Below are 21,769 nucleotides of genomic sequence, written 5' to 3'. Positions count from 1 at the left end.
TCCAGACAAGGTTTTTCCGGGGAATAGGGAGAGCTACGGAGTAATTATAAGACACATTTCCCCATTTACAATATCATTCTTGATTTTTTTGGCCACGGCTTCTATTTTACCCGGGTATGAGGCCGACAACCCAAGGCGGCCGACGGGCCAGCCGCCCACGACATCCACCCGATGAAGCAGGAAAAATTCATGATCCCCTTATTCGTTAGCCTGGCCACCCTCTGTTACGGCCTCTGCGTGGGCAGCTTTCTCAATGTCTGTATCTACAGGGTGCCCCTCTCCCGCTCCATTGTCAGGCCGGGCTCCGCCTGCCCCTCCTGCGGTACGGCCATCCGCTGGTACGACAACATCCCCGTGATGAGCTACCTTATATTAATGGGGCGATGCCGAGCCTGCAAACACCGCGTCTCCATCCGCTACCCGGCCATCGAGGCCCTCACCGGGGCCATGGCCCTTGTCGCCCTGTATGCCTTCGGGCCCACCCTGAGCGCCCTGGCCCATTTTCTGTTTTACTGCGTGCTCATCACCCTCACCTTCATCGACATCGATCATCGCATCATCCCCGATGTGATCTCCCTGCCGGGAATTCCCATTTTCTTCCTGCTCTCCTTTGCCGTCCCCACCCTCTCCTGGCAGGATGCCGCACTGGGAATCCTTGCCGGAGGCGGCAGCCTCTGGCTCATCGCCTGGGGATATGAACGGGCCACGGGCAAAGCGGGCATGGGCGGCGGCGACATCAAGCTGCTGGGGATGATGGGTGCATTCATCGGCTGGGAGGGTGTGTTGTTCACCGTCTTCTTCTCCTCCCTCACCGGCAGTGTCATCGGGCTCTCCATCATGCTCGTCCAGCGAGGCAACATGAAAATGGCCATCCCCTACGGCCCCTTCCTGGCCGCCGGGGGCGTGGCCTACACCCTCTTCGGCGCGCGCCTTATCAGCTGGTACTTCGGCCTCATGGGCTGACCTGGATATTTCGTCCGACAGCACCTCCCGACGGGGCAGCCGCCCCGTCGTTTTTCCCCACACCCAAGACGCCCCTGGCACCCTCTCCCCCTTCTCTGGTAAACTATCGGAAACACGCCATCATGTCTCCGACACCCCCATATGGAGGTTGCCATGCCTACCCAAAAAAGCCAGGGCTCGTCCCATCCCATTCTTTCAAGCCTCTCCCCCCTTGTCTCCCCAAAGGGAAAAGTGGTCAACGCCCGCGAAGCAGCCGAGGTGATCCAGAGTGGGGACACCATCGGATTCGGCGGGTTTGTGGGCATCGGATTTCCCGAGGAGTTCGCCGTAACCCTGGAAGAGCGCTTCACACGGACAGGCACCCCGTCGGACCTGACCCTCGTCTACGCCGCAGGCATGGGAGACGGCGCCTCCAAAGGCCTCAACCACCTGGGTCACAAAGGAATGCTCAAACGGGTCATCGGCGGGCACTGGGGACTGGTCCCCGCCCTCCAGGCCCTGGCCGTGGCCGATGAAATCGAAGCGTACAACCTCCCCCAGGGCGTGCTCTGCCACCTCTACAGGGACATTGCCGCAGGCCGCCCCGTCACCCTCAGCCGGGTGGGTTTAAACACCTTTGTGGACCCGCGCATCGACGGCGGGAAAATCAACCGCTGCACCCACGAGGACCTGGTCACCTCCATGGAGATCCACGGGGAACGTTACCTCGCCTACAAAACCTTCCCCATTGATGTGGCTGTCATCCGGGGCACCACCGCCGACACCCTGGGCAACATCACCATGGAAAAAGAGGCCCTGGTCCTGGAGAGCCTCGCCCTGGCCATGGCCGCCAAGAACTCCGGCGGCGTGGTCATCGCCCAGGTGGAGCGCATCGCCGAAAAGCGAACCCTCCCCCCAAAGGCTGTCAAAGTGCCCGGCATCATGGTGGACAGCGTCTTTGTCTCCAAGCCGGAATACCATCACCAGACCTTTGCCGAGGCCTACAACCCCGCGTACAGCGGCGAAGTCCGCATCCCCCTGCAGCACATGCCGCCCATGGACCTGACCCCGCGCAAGATCATCGCCCGCCGTGCCGCCATGGAGCTGCGCGTCAACTGTGTGACGAACCTGGGTATCGGCATGCCCGAGGGCATCGCCTCCGTGGCCCATGAAGAGGGCATCCTCGACTACATTACCCTCACGGCAGAGCCAGGCCTCATCGGCGGGGTCCCGGCCGGGGGCCTGAGCTTCGGCGCAGGCACCAACCCCGACGCCGTCATCGACCAACCCGCCCAGTTCGACTTCTACGACGGAGGCGGCCTGGACATCGCCTTCCTTGGCCTGGCCCAGGCCGACAGCCACGGAAACCTCAACGTCAGCCGGTTCGGTCCCCGTATCGCCGGGGCCGGAGGGTTCATCAACATCAGCCAGAACGCACGCCGGGTGGTCTTCACCGGTACTTTCACGGCCAAGGGCCTCTCGGTTGGCATTGCCGACGGCGCCCTGGAGATTCTCCGGGAAGGGTCCGTTCAGAAATTCATGGCCGATGTGGAACAGGTGACCTTCAGCGGGGACTACGCGCGGCAGCGCAACCAGCCGGTCCTCTTTGTGACGGAGCGATGCGTCTTTGCCCTCACGGACCAGGGGATGACCCTCACAGAGGTGGCCCCCGGCATCGACCTTGCGAAAGACATCCTTGCCCACATGGCCTTCGAACCTGCCATGCCCTTCCCACCGGCCCCCATGGACAGCCGGATTTTCCGCACCGACCCCATGGGCCTCAAGGACGACCTCCTGGCCGTCAAACTCAGCGACAGGCTCACCTACAACGAAGAGTCCAATCTCTTCTTTGTCAATTTCGAAGGGCTGGTGGTGGATTCACCGGAGATGATCGAGGAGATACAGGAAGCGGTGGAATCCAAACTCAAGACAATAGGCAGGCAGGTCTTTGCCGTGGTCAACTACGACCATTTCCAGATCCACCCCGAACTCATGGAGCCCTATACCGCCATGGTCAAACACATTGTCGCCACCTATTATTCAGGGGTCACCCGATACACAACCAGCACCTTCCTGAAAATGAAGCTCAAAGACGCCCTGTCCAAGCGGGGAGTGGCCCCCCACATCTATGAAACCGGGGCCGAAGCCGTCAAGGTCCTGCTGAAATAGACCGCCTGCAGAATCCTTCGAGGGTAACCAAACCGTTTTGAAGGCCTGAACACCCTTTCAAAACGGCCTCTCTTCGCGTATTATCCCGAGAAATACGGGCCCGATCAACGGTCCCGCAGCAAGACTCTCCCCTTGAAATCCGGACGAAGCGACGGTTTCTCAAACCCGCGCCATCGCGGTTGAAAGAGGAAAATTTACTTATTGTTAAAGCTTTGTATTTATTGAGTTTATCAACAAAACCCCTTCAATGTTTCCATACCTCCCACCCTGTTTACTCATCTGCCGGAAGTGTGCCCCCAACACGGGTTATTCATCATTGTCAAACCTTAAAGAGCCCATATATCAAGTCTTTTGGGCTTTTTTTTTTGACATCCAACTCAATTATTGCTTGACACTTAGAAACCAAATAAGTACGGTGATCTTCAAAAAAGGCCGCCAATATTGGACTTCGCCTTACCAGATAGGATACTCACTGCATGTCGTATCCTGATTTCCCGATATACACTGCATTACTGAATAACATCATAAGCAAGCCGTTGTTTAAAACCCCTTACAAAAAGGAGATTCAAGGATGAACAAAGGTGATCTCGTCAACGAAGTTGCAAAAGTTGTCAGCTCCAAAAAAGAAGCTCAGGCAGCCGTAGACTGTGTCCTTTCCACCATCACCGATGCCCTCACCGGTAACGACGCCGTGACCCTCGTTGGCTTCGGCACCTTCAAGGCCGTTGAAAGAAAAGCCCGCAAAGGCCGCAATCCCCAGACCGGTCAGGAGATCAGCATCGACGCACGCAAGGTTCCCAAGTTTGTACCTGGCAAGGCTCTGAAAGACGCTTTGAAGTAGGCGGACGACTGTTTTTTCCGTGTCCGTCTGTCTACACTACCAGGCGGACACACTTTTTTTCGCCGTTTTACCTCCCCCCTGAATTCGCCGTTTCGCAATCAGTCATTTTTCCGCCGCACAAAATACACAACCTTCCGTTATTTTAGTCCATACCCTTCATATTACTGAATTCGCAAACTTGTCTATTCCCCTGCAGCCCCAACAGGGTTTGTCTATGGCTTTGATTTTTGCCCGGCCTTGTGGTAGATGAATCCCATGTTCTGCGGCTTGAGCCGCGCCCAAAAGAAACAGGATAACAGAAGGAATTTCCCGTTGGCCACAGCACCCGTTGACGACTCTGTCCTTAGACCCGGAACCGGTATTGATCTTGTCATAGACCTGCACAGCCTGAGCCCCGTCTCCTATGCCTCGGTCATCTTTGAAGCGGACCCGGCCTCCAGGCGACTCACCGTGGCAGCCACTGGGGCATCCTGTGCCTCCGAAGATGCGGCAAGCAGGCAGCTCCACGTGAGCACCATGGTCCGGATGGACTCCGGAGAAAAGAAACGCATCGGGTTCCCCTGCAAGATCCTCAAGACGCTCCCCGGCTACCGCCTGGCCAACGGAAACACCACCCAGGCCCTCGCCTTGAGCTACGACCCCACCCCGGAAGATGTCAACGTCCGCTCCGCCTTTCGATACATCCCCACCGCCACCCACGAGGTGCTGGGCAAACTTATCGTCGGCAGTCATGATTTTTTCTCAGGAAAACAGTTCCGCATCTGCAATATATCCACCACCGGGGTCGGCCTGATCATCCCCCGCCTTCTGGGCAAAGGAAAAAACCCCCTTGCCGGACTTGAAGCGGGCCATGTGGGCCGGTTGGGCATCGTGCTCCGGGACCACAGCCAAAAAAAAGAGCAGCTCCATACCATGGACACTGCCCTCTCGGTGGTCCGGGTGAACCGCCGATTCAATGAACTTTCCCTGTTTGCCGGATGCCGTTTCACCCGCCTGAAGAGCGCGGATGAAGAGGTGCTGAGTCACTTCATCCACAACGCCCAACTCCACGAAATCCGCAGCCTCACCCATACCTGACCCAAAGGATCACTCCAGGGCGCGCCGGATAGCGCCGGCAATCTCCTGCGTGATGCCGGGCAGGGCCGCCAGCTCGTCTTCAGACGCGGCCTTCATGGCCGTAATCCCCCCGAAATGTTTGAGGAGCATGGTCTTCCTCTTCTTCCCCACCCCGGGCACATGGTCCAGCTTCGAAGAAACCGACCGCTTGCCGCGCACACGACGCTGAAAAGTGATGGCAAACCGGTGCACTTCGTCCCGCATGCGCTGAAGGAAGAGGAGCAGGTCGGGCTGCATCCCCATGTTCACGGGATTGGAACGCCCGGGAAGGTAAATTTTGTCCTGGGTCTCACCGGCCTCCTCGCGCATCTTGGCGATGCCGATCACCGTAAAAGCCCCCAGAAGCCCCAGCTCCTCCAGGACCCGGGTCGCCACATTGAGCTGCCCTTTTCCCCCGTCAACCATCAAAAGATCCGGCAGGGGCTCCCGTTTCACAGGGTCCCCGAAGCGCCGGGTGAGCACCTCGGCCATGGAGGCGTAGTCGTCGTACCGCGTATCGGCCTTGATGCGGAAGGTTCGGTAGTCGCTCTTCTTGGGCCGCCCGTTTTCAAACACCACCATCCCCGAAACCGGGTCATTGCCCGCCGTGTTGGAGTTGTCGTAGGACTCGATGCGCTCGGGAAGCCGGTCCATGCCCAGGCGTTTCATGAGGTTCTCTAAAACCTTGCGGTCCGCGTCCGCCCCGGACATGATCTCCTCCAGGCGTTTTTCTCCGTTTTTGCGGGCCATGGCCATGAGCTTTGCCTTTTCCCCCCGGGAGGGAAACAGAAGCTGCACGCGGCGTCCGGCGGTCTCCCGCAGATGGTCGGATACGGTCTCAACCCCGTCAAAACGATGGGAAACCAGCACCTCGGAAGGGGCCGCGTGCTTTTCGTAGTACTGGCAGATAAAATTCTCGGCTACCTCTTCGGGGCCGGCCATGGTCTCCAGAAGGTGGACACTCCGGCTCCCCAGGAGTACACCGCCGCGCACCTGCATCAGCGTGATGCAGACCGCAGGACCGTGCATGCAGACATCCACCACGTCCCGGTCCCCCATGTCCGTAGCCACCACCACCTGCTTTTCAAGGGTCTTCTCCACGGCAAAGAGGCGATCCCTCAACTCGGCCGCCTCTTCAAAGCGCTCCTCAGTGGCGCACCGGACCATCTCTGACCTCAGGCTCTCCACCAGCTCCGGGGTGCGCCCTTTAAGAAACAGGATGACCTGAGAGACCATCTCCATGTAGGCCTCGCGGGAAACATCCAGGCAGCACGGGGCCAGGCAGAGGCCCATCTGGTGGTTGAGACAGGGCCGAGACCTGCTCTTGAGGGTACTGTTGGTGCATTTTCTCAGCTTAAAGTGACGGTTGATGAACTTCACCGTGGCGTGCACGGCCGAAGACGAGGTGTAGGGGCCGAAATAGAGTGCCCCGTCCTTTTCAATACGGCGTACGATAGCCAGGCCCGGCCACTCCTCGTTGGGGTCTATCCGCAGGGAAGGATAGCGCTTATCGTCCTTGAGGATAATGTTGTAACGAGGCTTGTGGCGGGTAATGAGGCTGCTCTCCAGAATAAGCGCCTCTTTTTCCGTGGCCGTCACCACGGTATCCAGGGAAACCACCTTGCGGACCAGGGCCGCGGTCTTGGGATCTGTGTGTGTGCGGTTAAAATAGCTGGAGACCCGCTTCTTCAGATTCTTGGCCTTGCCCACATAGATGACGGTCCCCTTTTCGTCTTTGAACCGATACACCCCCGGGTCCGTCACAAGACAGTTCAACTGCTCGGCCAGGGCCTCCGGAATCATGATTCCCTGGTTCACGACGCCTCCCCTATCCGCTTCCTGATCTCCTGAATCTGGTCCCGCAGGCGAGCAGCTTTTTCAAACTCCAGGTTGCGGGCCGCCTCCTGCATGGAGGCCTCCAGGGTTTCCAGGAGGGCGCCGTCGTCCATGGACTCGGCCCCGTACTCGGCCACCTCTTCCATCACCGCGTCATCCGCGGTTTCGTCGTCAAAATGGTAAAGCTCCCCGAAGCTGCTCTGAATCTCCCGGGAGATGGTGGCTGGAACAATGCCGTGCTTTTCGTTGTACGCCATCTGGATGGCCCGTCGACGCTTGGTCTCGTCCATGGCGTACTGCATGGAGCCGGTGATGTTATCCCCATAGAGAATCACCTTGCCGTTGGCGTTTCGCGCGGCCCTGCCGCAGGTCTGTACCAGGGACCGTTCCGACCGGAGGAAGCCCTCTTTATCGGCGTCCAGAACCGCCACCAGGGAGACCTCCGGGATATCAAGACCCTCCCGCAGGAGGTTGATGCCCACCAGCACATCGAACTTGCCCAGGCGCAGGTCCCGAACAATCTCGATGCGCTCCATGGTCTTGACGTCCGAGTGCATGTAGCGCACCCGCACCCCGAGATCGGTGAGGTAGTCGGTGAGGTCTTCGGCCATGCGCTTGGTCAGGGTGGTGACCAGCACCCGCTCCCGAGCCGCCAGGCGTTTTCGGATCTCTTCGTAGAGATCGTCCACCTGGTTCTCGGCGGGCTTCACCACGATTTCGGGATCCACCAGACCCGTGGGGCGGACAATCTGCTCCACCACCATGCCGTCTGCGGCCTCCATCTCGTACTCCGCAGGGGTGGCAGAGACAAAAATGGCCTGCCCGCGCTTGTTTTCGAACTCCTCGAACTTCAGGGGCCGGTTGTCCAGGGCCGAGGGCAGGCGAAATCCGTAGCCCACCAGGGTCTCCTTGCGGGAGCGGTCCCCCTTGTACATGGCCCGAACCTGCGGAAGGGCGATATGGCTCTCATCCACCAGCAGGAGAAAATCATCGGGGAAATAGTCCAGGAGGGTGGGCGGCGCCTCCCCTGCATTGCGCCCGGAGAGATACCGGGAGTAGTTCTCGATGCCGTTGCAGTAACCGATCTCCCGCAGCATCTCCAGGTCCAGGCGGGTCCGTTCGTCGATGCGCTGGGCCTCAATGAGCTTGTTGAGCCGATGGAAGTGCTCCACACGGTCCTTGAGCTCCACCTCCACATTGCTGAGCATCTTCTTGAGGGTGCTCTTGCGGGTGACGTAATGGCTGGCCGGATAGATGACGGTGCGCTTAAGCTTTCGCAGGGTCTTGCCCGTGAGGGGGTCGAACTCGGCCAGGGTGTCGATCTCGTCCCCGAAAAATTCCACCCGCACAGCCACCTTCTCCTCGTAGGCCGGGAAAATCTCCACCCGGTCCCCCCGCACGCGGAAGGAGCCCCGGTGAAAATCGATATCGCTGCGCTCGTACTGGATGGAGACAAGGTCCGTGAGCAGAGACTCCCGGCTCCGCTCATCCCCGGTGGAGAGCTCCACCCTCAGGGCCAGGTAGTCCTCCGGCGCCCCGAGGCCGTAGATGCAGGAGACACTGGCCACCACGATGACATCCCGCCGCGACAGGACGTTGCGGGTGGCCGAATGGCGCATCTTGTCGATGAGCTCGTTGATGGCCGAGTCTTTCTGGATGTAGGTGTCGCTGCTGGGAATGTACGCTTCCGGCTGGTAGTAGTCGTAATAGCTGACAAAGTACTCCACGGCGTTGTCAGGAAAAAGCTCCCGGAACTCGCTGTAGAGCTGGGCAGCCAGGATCTTGTTGGGGGCCAGCACCAGGGTGGGACGCTGGGTCTGCTCCACCACGTGGGCCATGGTGAAGGTCTTGCCCGACCCCGTCACCCCCAGGAGGACCTGATTGGCGGTTCCCTTGTTCAGCTCCTTTACCAGGCGGCGGATCGCCTTGGGCTGATCGCCCTGGGGGGTGAATGACGATACAATTTTAAATGGTTCCATGGCGATATAACCTGCCTGTCTGCGGGGAGTCCCGATATACACAAAAAAAAAGCGGTCCGTATGCCGGGCCGCTTTTTTTATCGATTGATGGTCCCGGAAGGGGTGAACAGCGCCGTGGCCTAGTCCATCATTTTCCAGGTGGTGCCGCCGGGGCCGTCTTCAATGGCGACCCCCATGGCGGTCAATTCTTCGCGGATCTCATCGGCCCGCTGAAAGTTTTTGGCCTTGCGCACCTCGGCCCGTTCCTGAATCAGGGCCTCCACGCGGCTTGCGTCCACTCCGGATTTGTCCTTCTTGGCCTCAAAGTACTCATACGGGTTCTCGTTGAGTACCCCGAGGATGTTGGCCATCTTGAACAGGTCCACCATGTGCCCGTCGATCTCGATCTTGGACTCAAAGGCGTTCTCATCGGTCATCTCGTCGATGGTGCGGTTCGTGGCGCGAAGGGCTTCGAACAGGGCCGCCATGCCGCGGGCCGTGTTGAAGTCGTCTTCCATGCCTTCGCAGAACTCACGGAAGAGGTCCCCGAACTTGTTGTTGAACGACTGGAGCCGCAGGATGCTCAGGTTACCGAACTCATCGGAGATGCGACGCAGCAGGGTGTAGAGCTTGTCGAGGTTGCCTGCGGCCTCTTTCATGGCCTGCTCGTTGTAATCGATGGGGCTGCGGTAGTGGTTGGAGAGCAGGAAGAGACGCACCGCCTCAGGATGATAGTTCTTGAGGACATCCTTGATCATGGTGGTGTTGCCCAGGGACTTGGACATCTTCTCGGCGTTGATGTTCACAAAGCCGTTGTGCATCCAGTACTTCACAAAGGGGGCGTCGAAAGCCGCCTCGGACTGGGCGATCTCGTTTTCGTGGTGGGGAAAGATCAGGTCCTTGCCGCCGCCGTGGATATCGATGGTTTCCCCCAGAAGACGTGAGCTCATGGCCGAGCACTCAATGTGCCAGCCGGGCCGTCCCATGCCCCAGGGGCTTTCCCAGGCGGGCTCACCCGGTTTCTGGGCCTTCCACAGGGCAAAGTCAAAGGGGTTCTCCTTGCGGTCGTCCACTTCGATGCGGGCCCCGGCCTCCATGTCCTCCAGTTTTCGACCGGAGAGCTTGCCGTAGCCGTCAAAGGAGGTGACGCGGAAGTAAACGTCGCCGTCCACGGGATAGGCCTTGCCCTTGTCGATGAGTCTCGTAATCAGGGCGATGATGTCGTCAATGTGCTCGGTGGCCAGGGGGGCAAGGTCCGGACGCTTGACGTGCAGGGCGTCCATGTCCCGATGGAACTCGTCCATGTACTTTTCGGCCACGGCCTTGGCCGTTACCCCAAGCTGCTCGGCACGGTTGATGATCTTGTCGTCGATGTCGGTGAAGTTTCGAGCATAGGTCACATCCAGGCCCAGGCCTTTGAGGTAGCGGTACACCACGTCGAAGAAGATCACGGATCGGGCATGGCCGATATGGCTGGAGTCGTAGACCGTAGGCCCACAGACGTACATCTTGACCTCGCCCTCTTCGATGGGTTGAAACTCTTCTTTCTGTCCGGACAATGTGTTGTAAATGCGAAGCGCCATGCTCAGTTCACCGTCTCTTCTCTGTCGTTATCATTCGGGCACGCTGTGTGCCGCCTTATGTATCCGCTGCAGGGCCGTTGTGCCGCCCTCAACGCTCAAGCCCCGTCACCGGGGCTCTCTTCTCTAAAAGTCAGTTTAGATAATCATCACGATTGCCGCCCCTGTCAAGGCATCAGAGGGGCGACCAAAGGATAAATCTGCAATGAATCGCTGTGGGCCACACCCAGGGCAGGCACGGATTCAGCTCTCCACTTTTTGTATGAGGGCCGCGCAAAGAGCCGCCATGCCCTCCCCGCGCCCCACGGGCCCCAGCCCCTCGGTGGTGGTGGCCTTGATGTTCACCGCATCGGGATCCAGGCAGAGCACCTCTGCGATGTTCTCCCGCATGGCCGCTTTGTAGGGGGAAATTTTCGGCCTTTCCGCCATGAGGGTGGCATCGATGTTCACCACCTCATACCCCTTCTCCCCCAACAGAGCCGTGCAGTGGGCCAGCAGCACCAGGCTGCTGATCCCCTTGAAACGGGGGTCGCTGTCCGGGAAATGTTCCCCGATATCCCCCAGGCCCGCCGCGCCCAACAGGGCGTCACACACCGCGTGGAGAAGCACATCGGCATCGGAGTGCCCCAGGAGCCCTTTCTCATAAGGCACGGTCACCCCACCCAGAACAAGTTCACGCCCTTCCACCAGGCGATGAACATCATACCCTTTTCCTATTCGTATCACGTTTTGCCTCCAACGCCAGGGGATGAGCCAGGTTGCAAATGCTTCCAAGGCCTGTTTGTCAAACTTTTTAAACGTTTGGCCCCCGGCAGGGCCGCCGGAGGCTTTCTTCCTTAGCTCTTATTTATTCATCTTGGCCCAGGCGTCACGCAGGGTGGCGGTGCGGTTGAACACCGGCTTTTCAGGGGTGCTGTCCACGGGATCGAGGTTAAAGTACCCGGTGCGTTCAAACTGAAAGAAGGCCCCGTTGTCGTTCTTCTCCACCCCCGGCTCGATCTTGCAGTCTGCAAGAACGGTAAGGGAATCGGGGTTGAGGTTATCCAGAAAGGAGTCCCCTTCTTTTTCCGGGTTTTCCACCTTGAAGAGGCGGTCGTAGAGCCGGACCTCGGCGTTGACGGCATGGCGGGCGGAGACCCAGTGAATGGTGCCCTTGACCTTGCGGTTGTCAGGGGTGGAGCCCCCTTTGGACTCGGGGTCGTAGGTGCAGAGGAGTTCCACCACCTCGCCCGCCTCATTCTTCACCACGTCGGTACAGGTGAGGTAGTAGGCGCTTCGGAGGCGCACCTCACGGCCGGGTCCCAGGCGGAAGAACTTCTTGGGGGGCTCTTCCATGAAATCGTTCTGCTCGATGTAGAGTTCCCTGCAGAAGGGCACCTTGCGCGTGCCCATCTCCGGTTTCTGGGGATGGTTCATGACGTCCATCTCCTCCACCAGGTCTTCGGGGTAGTTGGTGACAGTCACCTTAAGGGGCGCCAGCACACCCATGACCCGGGGTGCCTTTTCGTTCAGATCCTCACGGACGCAGTCTTCCAGGATGGTGTAGTCAATGCGGCTCTCCTTTTTGGAGATACCGATGCGGCGGCAGAAGTTGCGCAGGGCCTCGGGGGTATAACCGCGCCTGCGGATCCCGCTGATGGTGGGCATGCGCGGATCGTCCCACCCGCTGACATGGCCCTGGTCCACCAACTGAAGGAGCTTGCGCTTGCTGAGGACCGTGTAGCTGATGTTGAGCCGGGAGAACTCGATCTGCTGGGGATGGCTCGGGGTCTTGAGGGTCTCCAGCACCCAGTCGTATAAGGGGCGGTGGTCGGCAAACTCCAGGGTACACAGGGAGTGGGTGATGCCCTCCATGGCGTCGGAGAGGCAGTGGGTAAAGTCGTACATGGGGTAGATGCACCAGGCATCACCGGTGCGGTGGTGATCGGCCTTGCGGATTCGGTAGATGGCCGGGTCCCTCATGTTCATGTTGGGAGAGGCCATGTCGATCTTGGCTCGGAGGATGTGGGTGCCCTCCTCGAAATCACCCCGTTTCATGCCCTCCAAAAGGGCCAGATTCTCTTCCACGCTGCGGTCCCGGTAGGGGCTGTTCTTGCCCGGCTCGGTGAGGGTGCCGCGGTACTCACGGATCTCTTCTGCGGTGAGGCTGTCCACATAGGCCTTGCCCATTTTGACCAGCTCCACGGCGTAGGCGTAGAGGGCCTCAAAGTAATCGGAGGCGTACCGGGGCTCACCGTTCCAGGAGAAGCCCAGCCAGGAGACGTCTGCCTTGATGGCGTCGATGTACTCCACGTCCTCTTTTTCCGGGTTGGTGTCGTCGAAGCGCAGGTTGCAGACAGCCCCCTCGTACTCCTCGGCAATGCCGAAGTTGAGGCAGAGGGACTTGGCGTGCCCTATATGAAGGTAGCCGTTGGGCTCGGGTGGGAAACGGGTCACAACGCCTTCGTGTTTCCCGGAAGCCAGGTCTTCGTTGATAATGTTTCGAATAAAATCAACCGGTTTGTTTTCGGTCTCGCTCATGTACGGCAGCTCCCTCTTGGCTCACACCCGTTGTTGTGTGATGGTGTCGTCTGAAATGTATGAAAAAGCGGCAGCAAACGGGCCCTTTCTGCGTAAAGGCTGCCCTGTTCCCTGCGGCGGTCTTCTGCTCAAAATCGATATTTTTATCACAACCCCCGTGCCAACACAAAAGGAATCACCGGTGGTCGCAGGGGCAACGCATGTAAAAAATCAGTTGCCTCCGGCGGGTCGCTTTTTGAAAAAAGCTCCGCAAAAACGTTCCGGTAATCAAGGCGCTTATCTCAAGCCCCGCAGGGGCTGGAGATAAGCGCCTTTATAAATTAAAAAAAGAAGAGGGGCTATGCTCTGTAGTAACGCATCTTCAAAAAACAAAGCCTGTTTGTCAAACCCAAGGCATCTAAATTGGCAAACGTTTGGCCCCCGGCAGGGCCGCCGGAGGCAAAAATCTAAATGCGTTAACCCTGCCGGTGGTCGGCCAGAAACTCCACCACGGCCCGGTAGACCTTTTCGCTCCCCTCATGGAGAAGAATCCCATGTCGGGAAAAATTGAAAAGCCGGTACTCCTTGTCTTCGGAGGCGATGCGATCAAAAATCTTCCGGCTTCCCTTGGGGCTCACCACAGGATCCCGGGCCGACTGCACGATGAGGGCGGGCATGGTGATCTCTTCGAGCTTGGGCGCCAGCTGGTCCATGAGGCGATCGATCTCCCGAATCCCGGAGACGGGGTTGCGCGCGTAGTTGATGTGGGGGTTCTCCGGCCTGTTCTCAATGAACTCCTTGCGCACCCGGTCGATGCGAAGCCGCTTCATGAGGGCGTTCCAGGTATCCACCGCCGGCACGAACCGGCTGGAATAGTCTTGGAGTTTCATGGGCGGGGCCACGGCAAAGACCCCTTTCACCCCGTCGGCTCCGGCAATGCGGGTCACAAGGTCCAGGGCCAGCCCCGCACCCATGGAAAAGCCCCCCACAAACAGGGTATCGCACATGTTCTTCAGCAGGGCGTACCCCTCCTCCACCGAGACCACCCAGTTCAGGTAGCGCTGCTCGGCAAGGTCCTCGGGGGCGGTGCCGTGACCCTGGAGCCGCGGCATGTAAACCCAGTAGCCATGGCGCTGGAGTTCGTCGGCAAGGCCCCTGACTTCTGCCGGGGCCGCCATGTATCCATGGACGAGAAGGACACCCCGCCTCTCCTCGTCCCCCTTGAGGAGACAGGGACTCCCGATCTCAGCGGGCTTGGTCTCCCCGTCAATGAAAAAAGCCTCGCGGTCTTTGGTGAAGTCATTGATCCCCTTCTCCATCAACAGCCCGAAAATCCGCCGCCGCACCTGGGCAGCGGGCTCCCGGGCCACCTGGTCCACAAAGGCGGTGAAATCCGTCAGGGGCTCCACCTCGTTGGCCATCACCATCAAGGGATTCTGGATGCGCAGGGTATGGAACTGCCCTTCGTCCCCCAACAGCTCGGTGTTGCGGATGATGTCCCCCTCTTCGCTTCGCCTCACCACCCCCTTGGCCTCGGCCACCTCCATGATGTTGGAAAATTTTTCGTACCGGTCGTCGGTGAGGAGGTGGCTCTGGGAATCCTCCAGGCTGGAGTGGATGTAGATCCCGATCTGCTTGCGAAGCCAGTCGCTCACCACAAAGGCCCGGGTCTTCAGATCCATGGGGTCGATGTAATCGCTTCTGTGGCGCATCATCAGCAGGGCGAAGATGTGGTCGTGGTTCACCGTGGTCATGCTGTAGATGGCCCTCATGTAGGCCTTCATCAAGGTACGCGAGGCTTCCCGGAGCACGTCCCTGGAGTTGATGGGGTCGTCGAAGTTGATGGGGTCGGTGGTGGCGATGTCCCAGGCCACCACCGGATTCTTGAGATAGGGCCGCACCTTGATGGGCTTACCGAACCGGACATCCACGTCCACCCCGTCCAGGAGCATGCTCCCCTCGGTCATGAGCTCTTCCAGGGTACGGGTGGAGGGATTGTCCAGCAGGGAACCGGTGATGCGGCTGATGATGGATTCCCGGGCCCGCAAGGGGTAGTAGGTAATGTTCACCGGCACGATGGAAGTGGCCTGGTCCAACCTGGCCTCGGACGCCTCCATGCCAAACATCGCCAGCAGACGCAGGTACTCTTCCGGCTTCTTCTCCTGCATCACCTTCAGGCGCTCCCTGTAAAACTCCGTGCGCAGGCCCAAGGTGGCCGCACCGGTTCGAGGCGGATGAGGGCCTCCCTCGGCGCGAATCACGAACTCCCCGTTTTCGTAAATTTTCTTGGTCTTGACCATGCGCCCTTCCGGAAAAATCACCCAGTTGGCCTCACCGGTAAGCAGGGTCTTCACCATGAGCCTGTCCCGATCCGGATCCCGAGTGGAAACCGCCCCGGCCTCGCTGATGAAGTCCCCCACGAACCCCTTGAAAAGGGCGGAATCGGCCAGGGACCACACAGGCACCCCCGTGAGTTTCTGAAGGTGCAGGGGAAGGAAAATGGTTTCAATGCGGGTGAAATGGTTCACGGCAAAGATGACGGACCCGTCGGGGATGTTTTCCTCACCGTACAGGTTCACCCGGGCGCGGGCCATGTCATAGATGGCCTTGATGGCCAGTCCGGTGGAATGAAAGGCAAATCGGTTCATGATCAGTCTCTCCGAAAAACAGGATGTGTCAGCGTGAAGGGTGAGAAACAGATCCCGTGAGGGGATACGGACACGAACATTAAACAGGGTTTGGTTTCAAAAGTCCATACCCATTGACAATTCCTGCAATAGGGCATATCTAAGGACCTCATTCGGCTTGGTTGCATAGTGCAGCAGGCCGTCTGACCGGCACGGGACACATGGGCGGAAAAGAGCCGTTCGAGTCCCCTCCCTGCCGCGTTGCCCTCGTCGCCCTCCGGAATGGTCCCCTTTGTGACCCGTTGGCCCTGATGACATCCCGGCGCCATCTTATATAGAAACCCAATACGGGCATGCCCGCCCGAACCATTGCCTTATGAGCCAGCCGTCCAACAAATTACTCGGATTTTCATCGGTCTTTGCATCGGCCGTCTGCTTCTACCTCGCCACCGCCGCCCTCAGATGGGCAAGACTCAGCGGGGTGACCATCGATTCGGCCAACTTCGTCTTCGGACGCTTTTTCCTGGGGTTCGTCATGGTCGGCGTCCTTCTCGTCATGAAAAAACGGCCGCCTAAGCCTGTAAACTGGCACTATCTCATCGGCAGAACCCTGGCCAACACCATGGCCGTCTACTGTTTTTTCAAGGCCGTGGACCTCACCAGCGTGGCCGAGGGGAATATCCTCAACATGACCTACCCTCTGTTTGTGGCCCTGGTAAGCTGGTTTACCCTGAAGGATGAGCGCAGCTACGCATCCATCTGCGTGGTCCTCATTGCTTTTGCCGGGGTGGTGATGATCCTCGTGCCGGACATGGTCCACAGCGGCCTCTTCTCCCATTTCAATATCAACTCCCTCTGGGGACTGGGATCGGGCATCAGCGCGTCGGTGGCCATCATCTACCTCAACCTCTCGCGACGGGTCCACTCCACGGAGACCACCCTCTTTTTCATGTTCGCCCTGGGGTGTGTCATCATCTTTCTTCTCTTCCGGGACCGCATTGTCTGGCCCGGCGGCAAAGCCCTCTTCTTTGTGGGGCTCTGTTCGGTGGTGAGCGTCATGGGGCAGGTCTTCATCACCTTTGGGTTCCGGTTTGTCACCGCCGTGGAAGGAAGCATCATCTCGTCCTCCCGCATCCTTCTGGCCGCACTCCTGGGCCCTGTCATCGCCGCCGAACCCGCCCTCACCCTCGTCGGGTGGCTCGGAGCCTTTCTCATCTTCGGGGGCAACGTCTACCTGGCCATGGCCCCCAAAAAGGCCACGCCGACCGCCAGGGGGTGATGAGACGCCTTTTCTCACCCCCCATGCCATCACCGGGTGAATATCCGCAGAGGTCCTCCTCAATTCGGATACGTCACCCGGTGGCCCAGTTAGGTATATAAGAAAAAAGACCCACCGCTTAGGAAGCCTTTCCCCTCCCCCCTTTTAACGAGGAAAAAGTTCCCTTAACACTCCACACAAAAGCGTCTTGGTTTCGCTTAATAAGACACCCGTAAAAAGCGTGCCGTTACTTGCGATAGCACTTGACATTTAATTTCGGGTCAAATAACATCGTTTACGCATACTAACATCTCCCTCAGTTGAGTTATTTTGAGACATTGCCCATGGCGGATCCGGTTTTGAGTCGCGCCGACACAAAACGTTGTTTATGTGCCTTACTTCAGGTCACACACCGGTACCTATGTCACTCAAAGGAGACGAAAACATGAGACGATGCCTGCTTTTCCTTCCCCTCGTTCTTTCGATGCTGATTGCTTCCCCAGCCCTCGCCCTGGACCTGGATATAAGCGGCAGCCTCCAGTTCGAAGGCGTTAACAACGAAAACGCCACCCTTCAGAAGAGCGACTCCACCGACAGCTTCAGGGAAATGCGGCTTCGTGTCCTCACCGAGGCCCAGATCACCGACAACATCAAGATAATCACCCGCTTCGACGCCCTGGACAAGGTCCTCAGTTCCAGGGACTCCGCCTTTGACAACAACGAAGACGACGACAACTTTGACTTCGACCGAGCCTACGCGGAAATCATCACCCCCATCGGCCTCCTCTCCATCGGTCGCATGCAGGGTGTGGTCTGGGGCACCAGCTGGTCCGACGACGAGACCGACACCGACCGCATCAAGCTTGTCACCCCCATCCCCATCGGCGAAAACAAACTCTACATCGGGGCCGTGGCCGAAAAGGTGACGGAAAACGCCAAAAACGACCACATCACCAATGACGACAATGATAAGTACTACATCGGCGCCACCTACAAGACCAAAAGGTACAGCACAGGCTTGCTCACCGCCTTTTACAACTTTCACCTCTTTCAAGACCCCCAGCAGGCCAAGCTGAGTACCGACCTGGAGAATGCCGGGGGTGCCGAGCAGGCCACGGCAGACAAGGCTCAGTTCGACAGCCTTGTCGCACAAGCCCAAAGCTTCGGGGTCGATGCAGCTACTTACCAAGCCCTTGCCACCGCAGCTGCAACCGATGGTAATGGTACATTGGCCGCAACATACGGTACCTTGGCTGCAAATGCACTTGCGCAAGCGGGAAGTACTGGTCAGCAAGCCGCCGCATTCGCGGCCTCATCGGAGGCCCTGCAAGCAGCTGCCGCCCTCCAGGCCCTGCCCCGCGGCGCCACAACCGAAGCCAAGGTTTTTCTCCTGGCCCCCTACTTTGACGGCAAATTCGGCCCCCTGGGCATCACCACAGAGCTGGACTACATCTTCGGCGAGGCTGAGTACGACGCCAACAACACGGACCGGGACGTGGAAGGCTACGCCTGGTTCGGGGAGCTCCGCTACGACATCGCGGACTTTACCCTCCAGGCAGGCTACGCCATCACCACCGGCGACGCCGACTACACCGACGACGACATCGGCAACATGGGCTACGTGGCCCCGGGCTCGGACTGGGCCAAGGCCTTTATCCTCACCAGTGACGAGCACGGCATGAACACCACCCTGGGCGACGGCCTGGGCAACCTCATCGGCGACGGCTTCGGCACCGCCTACACCGCGGTACTGGACGGCTACCGCATGATGTACGCCGGGGTCAACTACACCTGTTTTGACAACAGGGTCAATCTGGGCGCCCTCATCGCCAGCTCCCAGGCAGACGACACCCCGGCCAACGTCGACGACGACCACGGCATCGAATACGACCTGACTTTCAGCTGGAACATCATGGACAACCTTGTCTACAGCGGTGTGGCAGCCTTCCTCCAGGCAGGGGATTACTGGGAAGATCGCAGCGGCGGCACTGCCACAGAAGACACCTACGCCCTGTACCACAAACTGGAGTTCTTCTTCTAGCTTCCCCCTCCCTGCAAGAGGCCGCCTCCTCGGCTACCCAATCCGGCCTTGACCAGTGGAATGGGGCCGGGATATCCCTCCCCGGGATCTCCCGGCCTTTTTTGGTATGATGGCTGGCGAAGGGAAAGCCCTGTACAACAAACAACCAACCGCATCGGATTTGATGGGCGGTGCGCAAGGGCACCCTGCCTCATATCCCCGACACCGATATTCACGCGTCACACCGTAGGGTGTGCTTGCGCACCATGGTCCCGGGGAATCTACACCCTTCTCCTTAGCTTATACGATGCAAAAACCCACCAACCTCATCGGCTTTGGTGAGCGGTGCGGCGCTTCGGCGGTGCGCAAGCGCACCCTACCTGATATTCCCGAATGTTCCCCTCCCCCGGACAGGCAAAAGGAATGGATGTTCTATTTTTGAAATCCAGTGGTCATCCCTCGGCCCTCCATGGTATAGTGCGCAACCTATGGTGCAGGGCGCGCTGGATGATCAATGGACGACTTACCGGACGTTGATCTGCCACGCGGACAGAGAGCTATTCTGCTGATTTTTCAAGGGGGAAGGGTTTTGAAGAAACGCCAAACAGACAAACGCTTTATCCAGGCCAACAAAGAGGCGGCCATTGCCGTTGCCTTGAGCCTGGCCTATTTTATCTGGTGGTATGCCACCGCTTACGGATTCGGGGACAAGCCCGTCTCCGAGTATACCTATGTCCTGGGGCTCCCGGCCTGGTTTTTCTACAGCTGCGTGGCGGGTTTTCTCATGTTTGCCTTGCTGGCCGCCCTGATGGTGCGTTTCCTGTTCCGGGAGGTTTCCCTGGAAAAAACCGACACGCCCAAAGGAGGTGAGGCATGATGCAACCCGCCCTCATCGTCCCCCTTGCGGTCTATCTGATCCTGGTCTATCTCCTGGCAGCCTACGCCAACCGAATTCTCTCCAAGAGCGGGAACTTCCTGGAAGAGTACTTTATCGGCAGTCGCCAGATGGGCGGATTTGTCCTGGCCATGACCCTGGTGGCCACCTACACCAGTGCCAGCAGCTTTGTGGGAGGCCCCGGCGTCGCCTATAAAATGGGCCTGGGATGGGTGCTCCTGGCCATGATCCAGCTGCCTGCGGCCTGGCTTTCCCTGTCGGTGCTGGGAAAAAAATACGCCATCATCGCACGGCGCATCAACGCGGTCACCATCAACGACATCCTGCGCGCCCGCTACGACAACCAGTGGGTGGTGATCTTCGGCTCCCTGGCCCTGGTGATCTTCTTCATCGCAGCCATGGTGGCCCAGTTCGTGGGCGGCGCCCGCCTCTTTGAGGGCATGACCGGCCTCTCCTACAACACCGGCCTCGTCATCTTCGCCTCCACCGTGGTTCTTTACACCACCATCGGCGGATTCCGGGCCGTGGCCCTCACCGACGCCGTCCAGGGCGTGGTGATGCTCGTGGGCACCACAGCCCTGCTGGCCGGGGTCATCAAGGCAGGGGGCGGGATCCCCAACCTGGTGGCCTCTCTCCAGGCCGTGGACCCGGCCCTTATCACCCCGGCAGGCCCCAACGGCTTTTTGAGCAAACCCTTTATCCTCTCCTTCTGGGTGCTGGTCTGCTTCGGGGTCATCGGCATCCCCCACACGGCCGTTCGCTGTTTCGGCTACAAGGACAGCCGCGCCATGCACCGTGCCATCATCGTTGGCACCTTTGTCCTGGGCTTTCTCATGCTCGGCATGCACCTGTGCGGGGCCTTCGGCAGGGTCATCGTGCCCGGCCTCACCGCAGGGGACAAGATCATGCCTGCCCTCACCCTCAAGGTTCTGCCCCCGGTGTTTGCCGGGATCTTTCTGGCAGGCCCCCTGGCCGCCATCATGAGCACCATCGACTCCCAGCTCATCCTCGCCTCGGCCACCATCGTCAAGGACCTCTACATCACCTACGTCAAAAAAGAGGTCCCGGGAACAGACGACGCAGACGAGTCCGGACGCCCCATGGTGAAACGCCTCAGCGTCTACACCACGGCAATCCTGGGACTCATTGTCTTCGGCGCATCCTTCAACCCGCCGGACCTCATCGTCTGGCTCAACCTCTTTGCCTTCGGAGGGCTCCAGGCCGCTTTTCTCTGGCCCCTGGTCCTCGGCCTCTACTGGAAGCGGGCCAATGCCGAAGGCGCTTTGGCTTCCATGGTCGTGGGCGTGGCCTCCTACTTCATCTTTGCCGTCTACATAAAACGGGTGGCCGGCATGCACGTCATTGTCCCGGTCCTGGCCATCACCCTGGGCGTCTTTGTCCTTGTGAGCCTCCTCAACCCCAAACCGGGCAAAGCCACCCTGGATCTCTTCTGGGGAACCGGTGACTGACAAGCTCAATAAACAAAAACACTCCGCAAGATCGCTCTTGCGGGGTGTTTTTTTCAGTCGAAATGATCGGTACTCGTTAAGCGGGAACCTCAGCGGCCATCTCGTGCCACTCGGCACCACCGTGGGTGGAGTTTGACTTGCAGATCCACCGGAATCCGAATTTTTCGTAAAAAGAGATGAGGTGGGTCTTGCAGAGAAGAAAAATGCTTTTGCGTCCCTGCTCCCAGGCCCCGGCCACATAGGCCCTCATCAGCTGCCCGGCAACGCCGGTTCCGGCCACGGACTCATCCACCACAACCGACATGATCACAAGGTTCTCCCCCTTGGAATCATGGCCGATCATCGCCTTGATCTCCTCATCGGCCAGATCCACCTTGGAGGTGGCCCCGCCGTTCACAAAGCCGATAACCTCCCCCTGCCGCTCAGCCACAAGGAACCCCTCGGCAAAAGCTGCAATCCGCTTTTCGATGTTCTCCCTGCTTGCCGCTTCATCTTCCGGGTACCGCGAAGACTCAATACGATGACACACATCCACATCACTCAACTGCGCATTTCGAAAAACCAAGGACACGTCGATCCA

16 protein-coding genes are annotated in these 21,769 nt (G+C 59.0%); 9 read left to right on the top strand and 7 right to left on the bottom strand.

Annotation, left to right across the window (positions count from 1 at the left end; genetic code table 11):
- Positions 1 to 189: 189 nt before the first annotated feature.
- The 4 genes from ACOYW0_RS23920 to ACOYW0_RS23905 all read left to right on the top strand — a co-directional run bounded on the left by ACOYW0_RS23920 (position 190) and on the right by ACOYW0_RS23905 (position 5,029).
- Entirely contained in the window at positions 190 to 963 is a 774-nt protein-coding gene (locus tag ACOYW0_RS23920) for a prepilin peptidase (RefSeq protein ID WP_482416239.1), read from the top strand.
- 153 nt (positions 964 to 1,116) lie between these two features.
- Positions 1,117 to 3,111 (top strand): acyl CoA:acetate/3-ketoacid CoA transferase, encoded by a 1,995-nt coding sequence (locus ACOYW0_RS23915; RefSeq protein ID WP_482416238.1) that lies wholly within the window; start codon positions 1,117 to 1,119, stop codon positions 3,109 to 3,111.
- Between the two features lie 571 nt (positions 3,112 to 3,682).
- Positions 3,683 to 3,952, top strand: a complete 270-nt coding sequence (locus ACOYW0_RS23910) for an HU family DNA-binding protein (protein WP_092211056.1) — start codon at positions 3,683 to 3,685, stop codon at positions 3,950 to 3,952.
- A gap of 312 nt (positions 3,953 to 4,264) precedes the next feature.
- Entirely contained in the window at positions 4,265 to 5,029 is a 765-nt protein-coding gene (locus ACOYW0_RS23905; RefSeq protein ID WP_482416237.1) for a PilZ domain-containing protein, read from the top strand.
- Between the two features lie 9 nt (positions 5,030 to 5,038).
- Here ACOYW0_RS23905 and uvrC read toward each other — a convergent pair whose 3' ends face one another.
- From uvrC to ACOYW0_RS23880, 5 genes are all read right to left on the bottom strand, one after another.
- Positions 5,039 to 6,865, bottom strand: a complete 1,827-nt coding sequence (uvrC, locus tag ACOYW0_RS23900; protein WP_482416236.1) for an excinuclease ABC subunit UvrC — start codon at positions 6,863 to 6,865, stop codon at positions 5,039 to 5,041.
- Positions 6,862 to 8,862, bottom strand: a complete 2,001-nt coding sequence (gene uvrB, locus ACOYW0_RS23895) for an excinuclease ABC subunit UvrB (RefSeq protein WP_482416235.1) — start codon at positions 8,860 to 8,862, stop codon at positions 6,862 to 6,864. The genes uvrC and uvrB overlap by 4 nt, the downstream gene beginning before the upstream one ends.
- Before the next feature lie 119 nt (positions 8,863 to 8,981).
- The gene (cysS, locus tag ACOYW0_RS23890; RefSeq protein WP_482416234.1) at positions 8,982 to 10,424 is read right to left on the bottom strand and encodes a cysteine--tRNA ligase; all 1,443 of its coding nucleotides are present in this window, start codon (positions 10,422 to 10,424) and stop codon (positions 8,982 to 8,984) included.
- Between the two features lie 240 nt (positions 10,425 to 10,664).
- Complete coding sequence (gene ispF, locus ACOYW0_RS23885) at positions 10,665 to 11,144, bottom strand: 2-C-methyl-D-erythritol 2,4-cyclodiphosphate synthase (protein ID WP_482418860.1); 480 nt, start codon at positions 11,142 to 11,144, stop codon at positions 10,665 to 10,667.
- A 120-nt stretch (positions 11,145 to 11,264) separates the two neighbouring features.
- Complete coding sequence (locus ACOYW0_RS23880) at positions 11,265 to 12,941, bottom strand: glutamine--tRNA ligase/YqeY domain fusion protein (protein WP_482416233.1); 1,677 nt, start codon at positions 12,939 to 12,941, stop codon at positions 11,265 to 11,267.
- 55 nt (positions 12,942 to 12,996) lie between these two features.
- Between ACOYW0_RS23880 and ACOYW0_RS23875 the strand changes: the two genes are divergently transcribed.
- Positions 12,997 to 13,248: a hypothetical protein gene (locus ACOYW0_RS23875; protein ID WP_482416232.1), complete on the top strand. Its 252-nt coding sequence runs from the start codon at positions 12,997 to 12,999 to the stop codon at positions 13,246 to 13,248.
- A gap of 148 nt (positions 13,249 to 13,396) precedes the next feature.
- Here ACOYW0_RS23875 and ACOYW0_RS23870 read toward each other — a convergent pair whose 3' ends face one another.
- Positions 13,397 to 15,568 (bottom strand): alpha/beta fold hydrolase, encoded by a 2,172-nt coding sequence (locus tag ACOYW0_RS23870; protein ID WP_482416231.1) that lies wholly within the window; start codon positions 15,566 to 15,568, stop codon positions 13,397 to 13,399.
- Between the two features lie 355 nt (positions 15,569 to 15,923).
- Here ACOYW0_RS23870 and ACOYW0_RS23865 point away from each other — a divergent pair, with 355 nt between their 5' ends.
- From ACOYW0_RS23865 to panF, 4 genes are all read left to right on the top strand, one after another.
- Positions 15,924 to 16,826 carry a DMT family transporter gene (locus ACOYW0_RS23865; RefSeq protein ID WP_482416230.1) on the top strand — a complete coding sequence of 301 codons (903 nt, stop codon included), beginning with the start codon at positions 15,924 to 15,926 and terminating at the stop codon, positions 16,824 to 16,826.
- 424 nt (positions 16,827 to 17,250) lie between these two features.
- Positions 17,251 to 18,846, top strand: coding sequence for a hypothetical protein (locus ACOYW0_RS23860; protein WP_482416229.1), 1,596 nt, complete (start codon positions 17,251 to 17,253; stop codon positions 18,844 to 18,846).
- 568 nt (positions 18,847 to 19,414) lie between these two features.
- Entirely contained in the window at positions 19,415 to 19,702 is a 288-nt protein-coding gene (locus tag ACOYW0_RS23855; protein ID WP_482416228.1) for a YhdT family protein, read from the top strand.
- Positions 19,699 to 21,189 carry a sodium/pantothenate symporter gene (gene panF / locus ACOYW0_RS23850; protein WP_482416227.1) on the top strand — a complete coding sequence of 497 codons (1,491 nt, stop codon included), beginning with the start codon at positions 19,699 to 19,701 and terminating at the stop codon, positions 21,187 to 21,189. The genes ACOYW0_RS23855 and panF overlap by 4 nt, the downstream gene beginning before the upstream one ends.
- 76 nt (positions 21,190 to 21,265) lie before the next feature.
- On the opposite strand, the gene ACOYW0_RS23845 is transcribed toward panF, so the two are convergent.
- The gene (locus ACOYW0_RS23845) at positions 21,266 to 21,760 is read right to left on the bottom strand and encodes a GNAT family N-acetyltransferase (RefSeq protein ID WP_482416226.1); all 495 of its coding nucleotides are present in this window, start codon (positions 21,758 to 21,760) and stop codon (positions 21,266 to 21,268) included.
- Positions 21,761 to 21,769 lie beyond the last annotated feature (9 nt).

It is taken from the genome of Desulfoluna sp. HI9BLuna (genome assembly GCF_056829775.1).
Note: the sequence above shows the minus strand (reverse complement) of the source record. Positions and strands in the feature narration are given on the sequence as shown.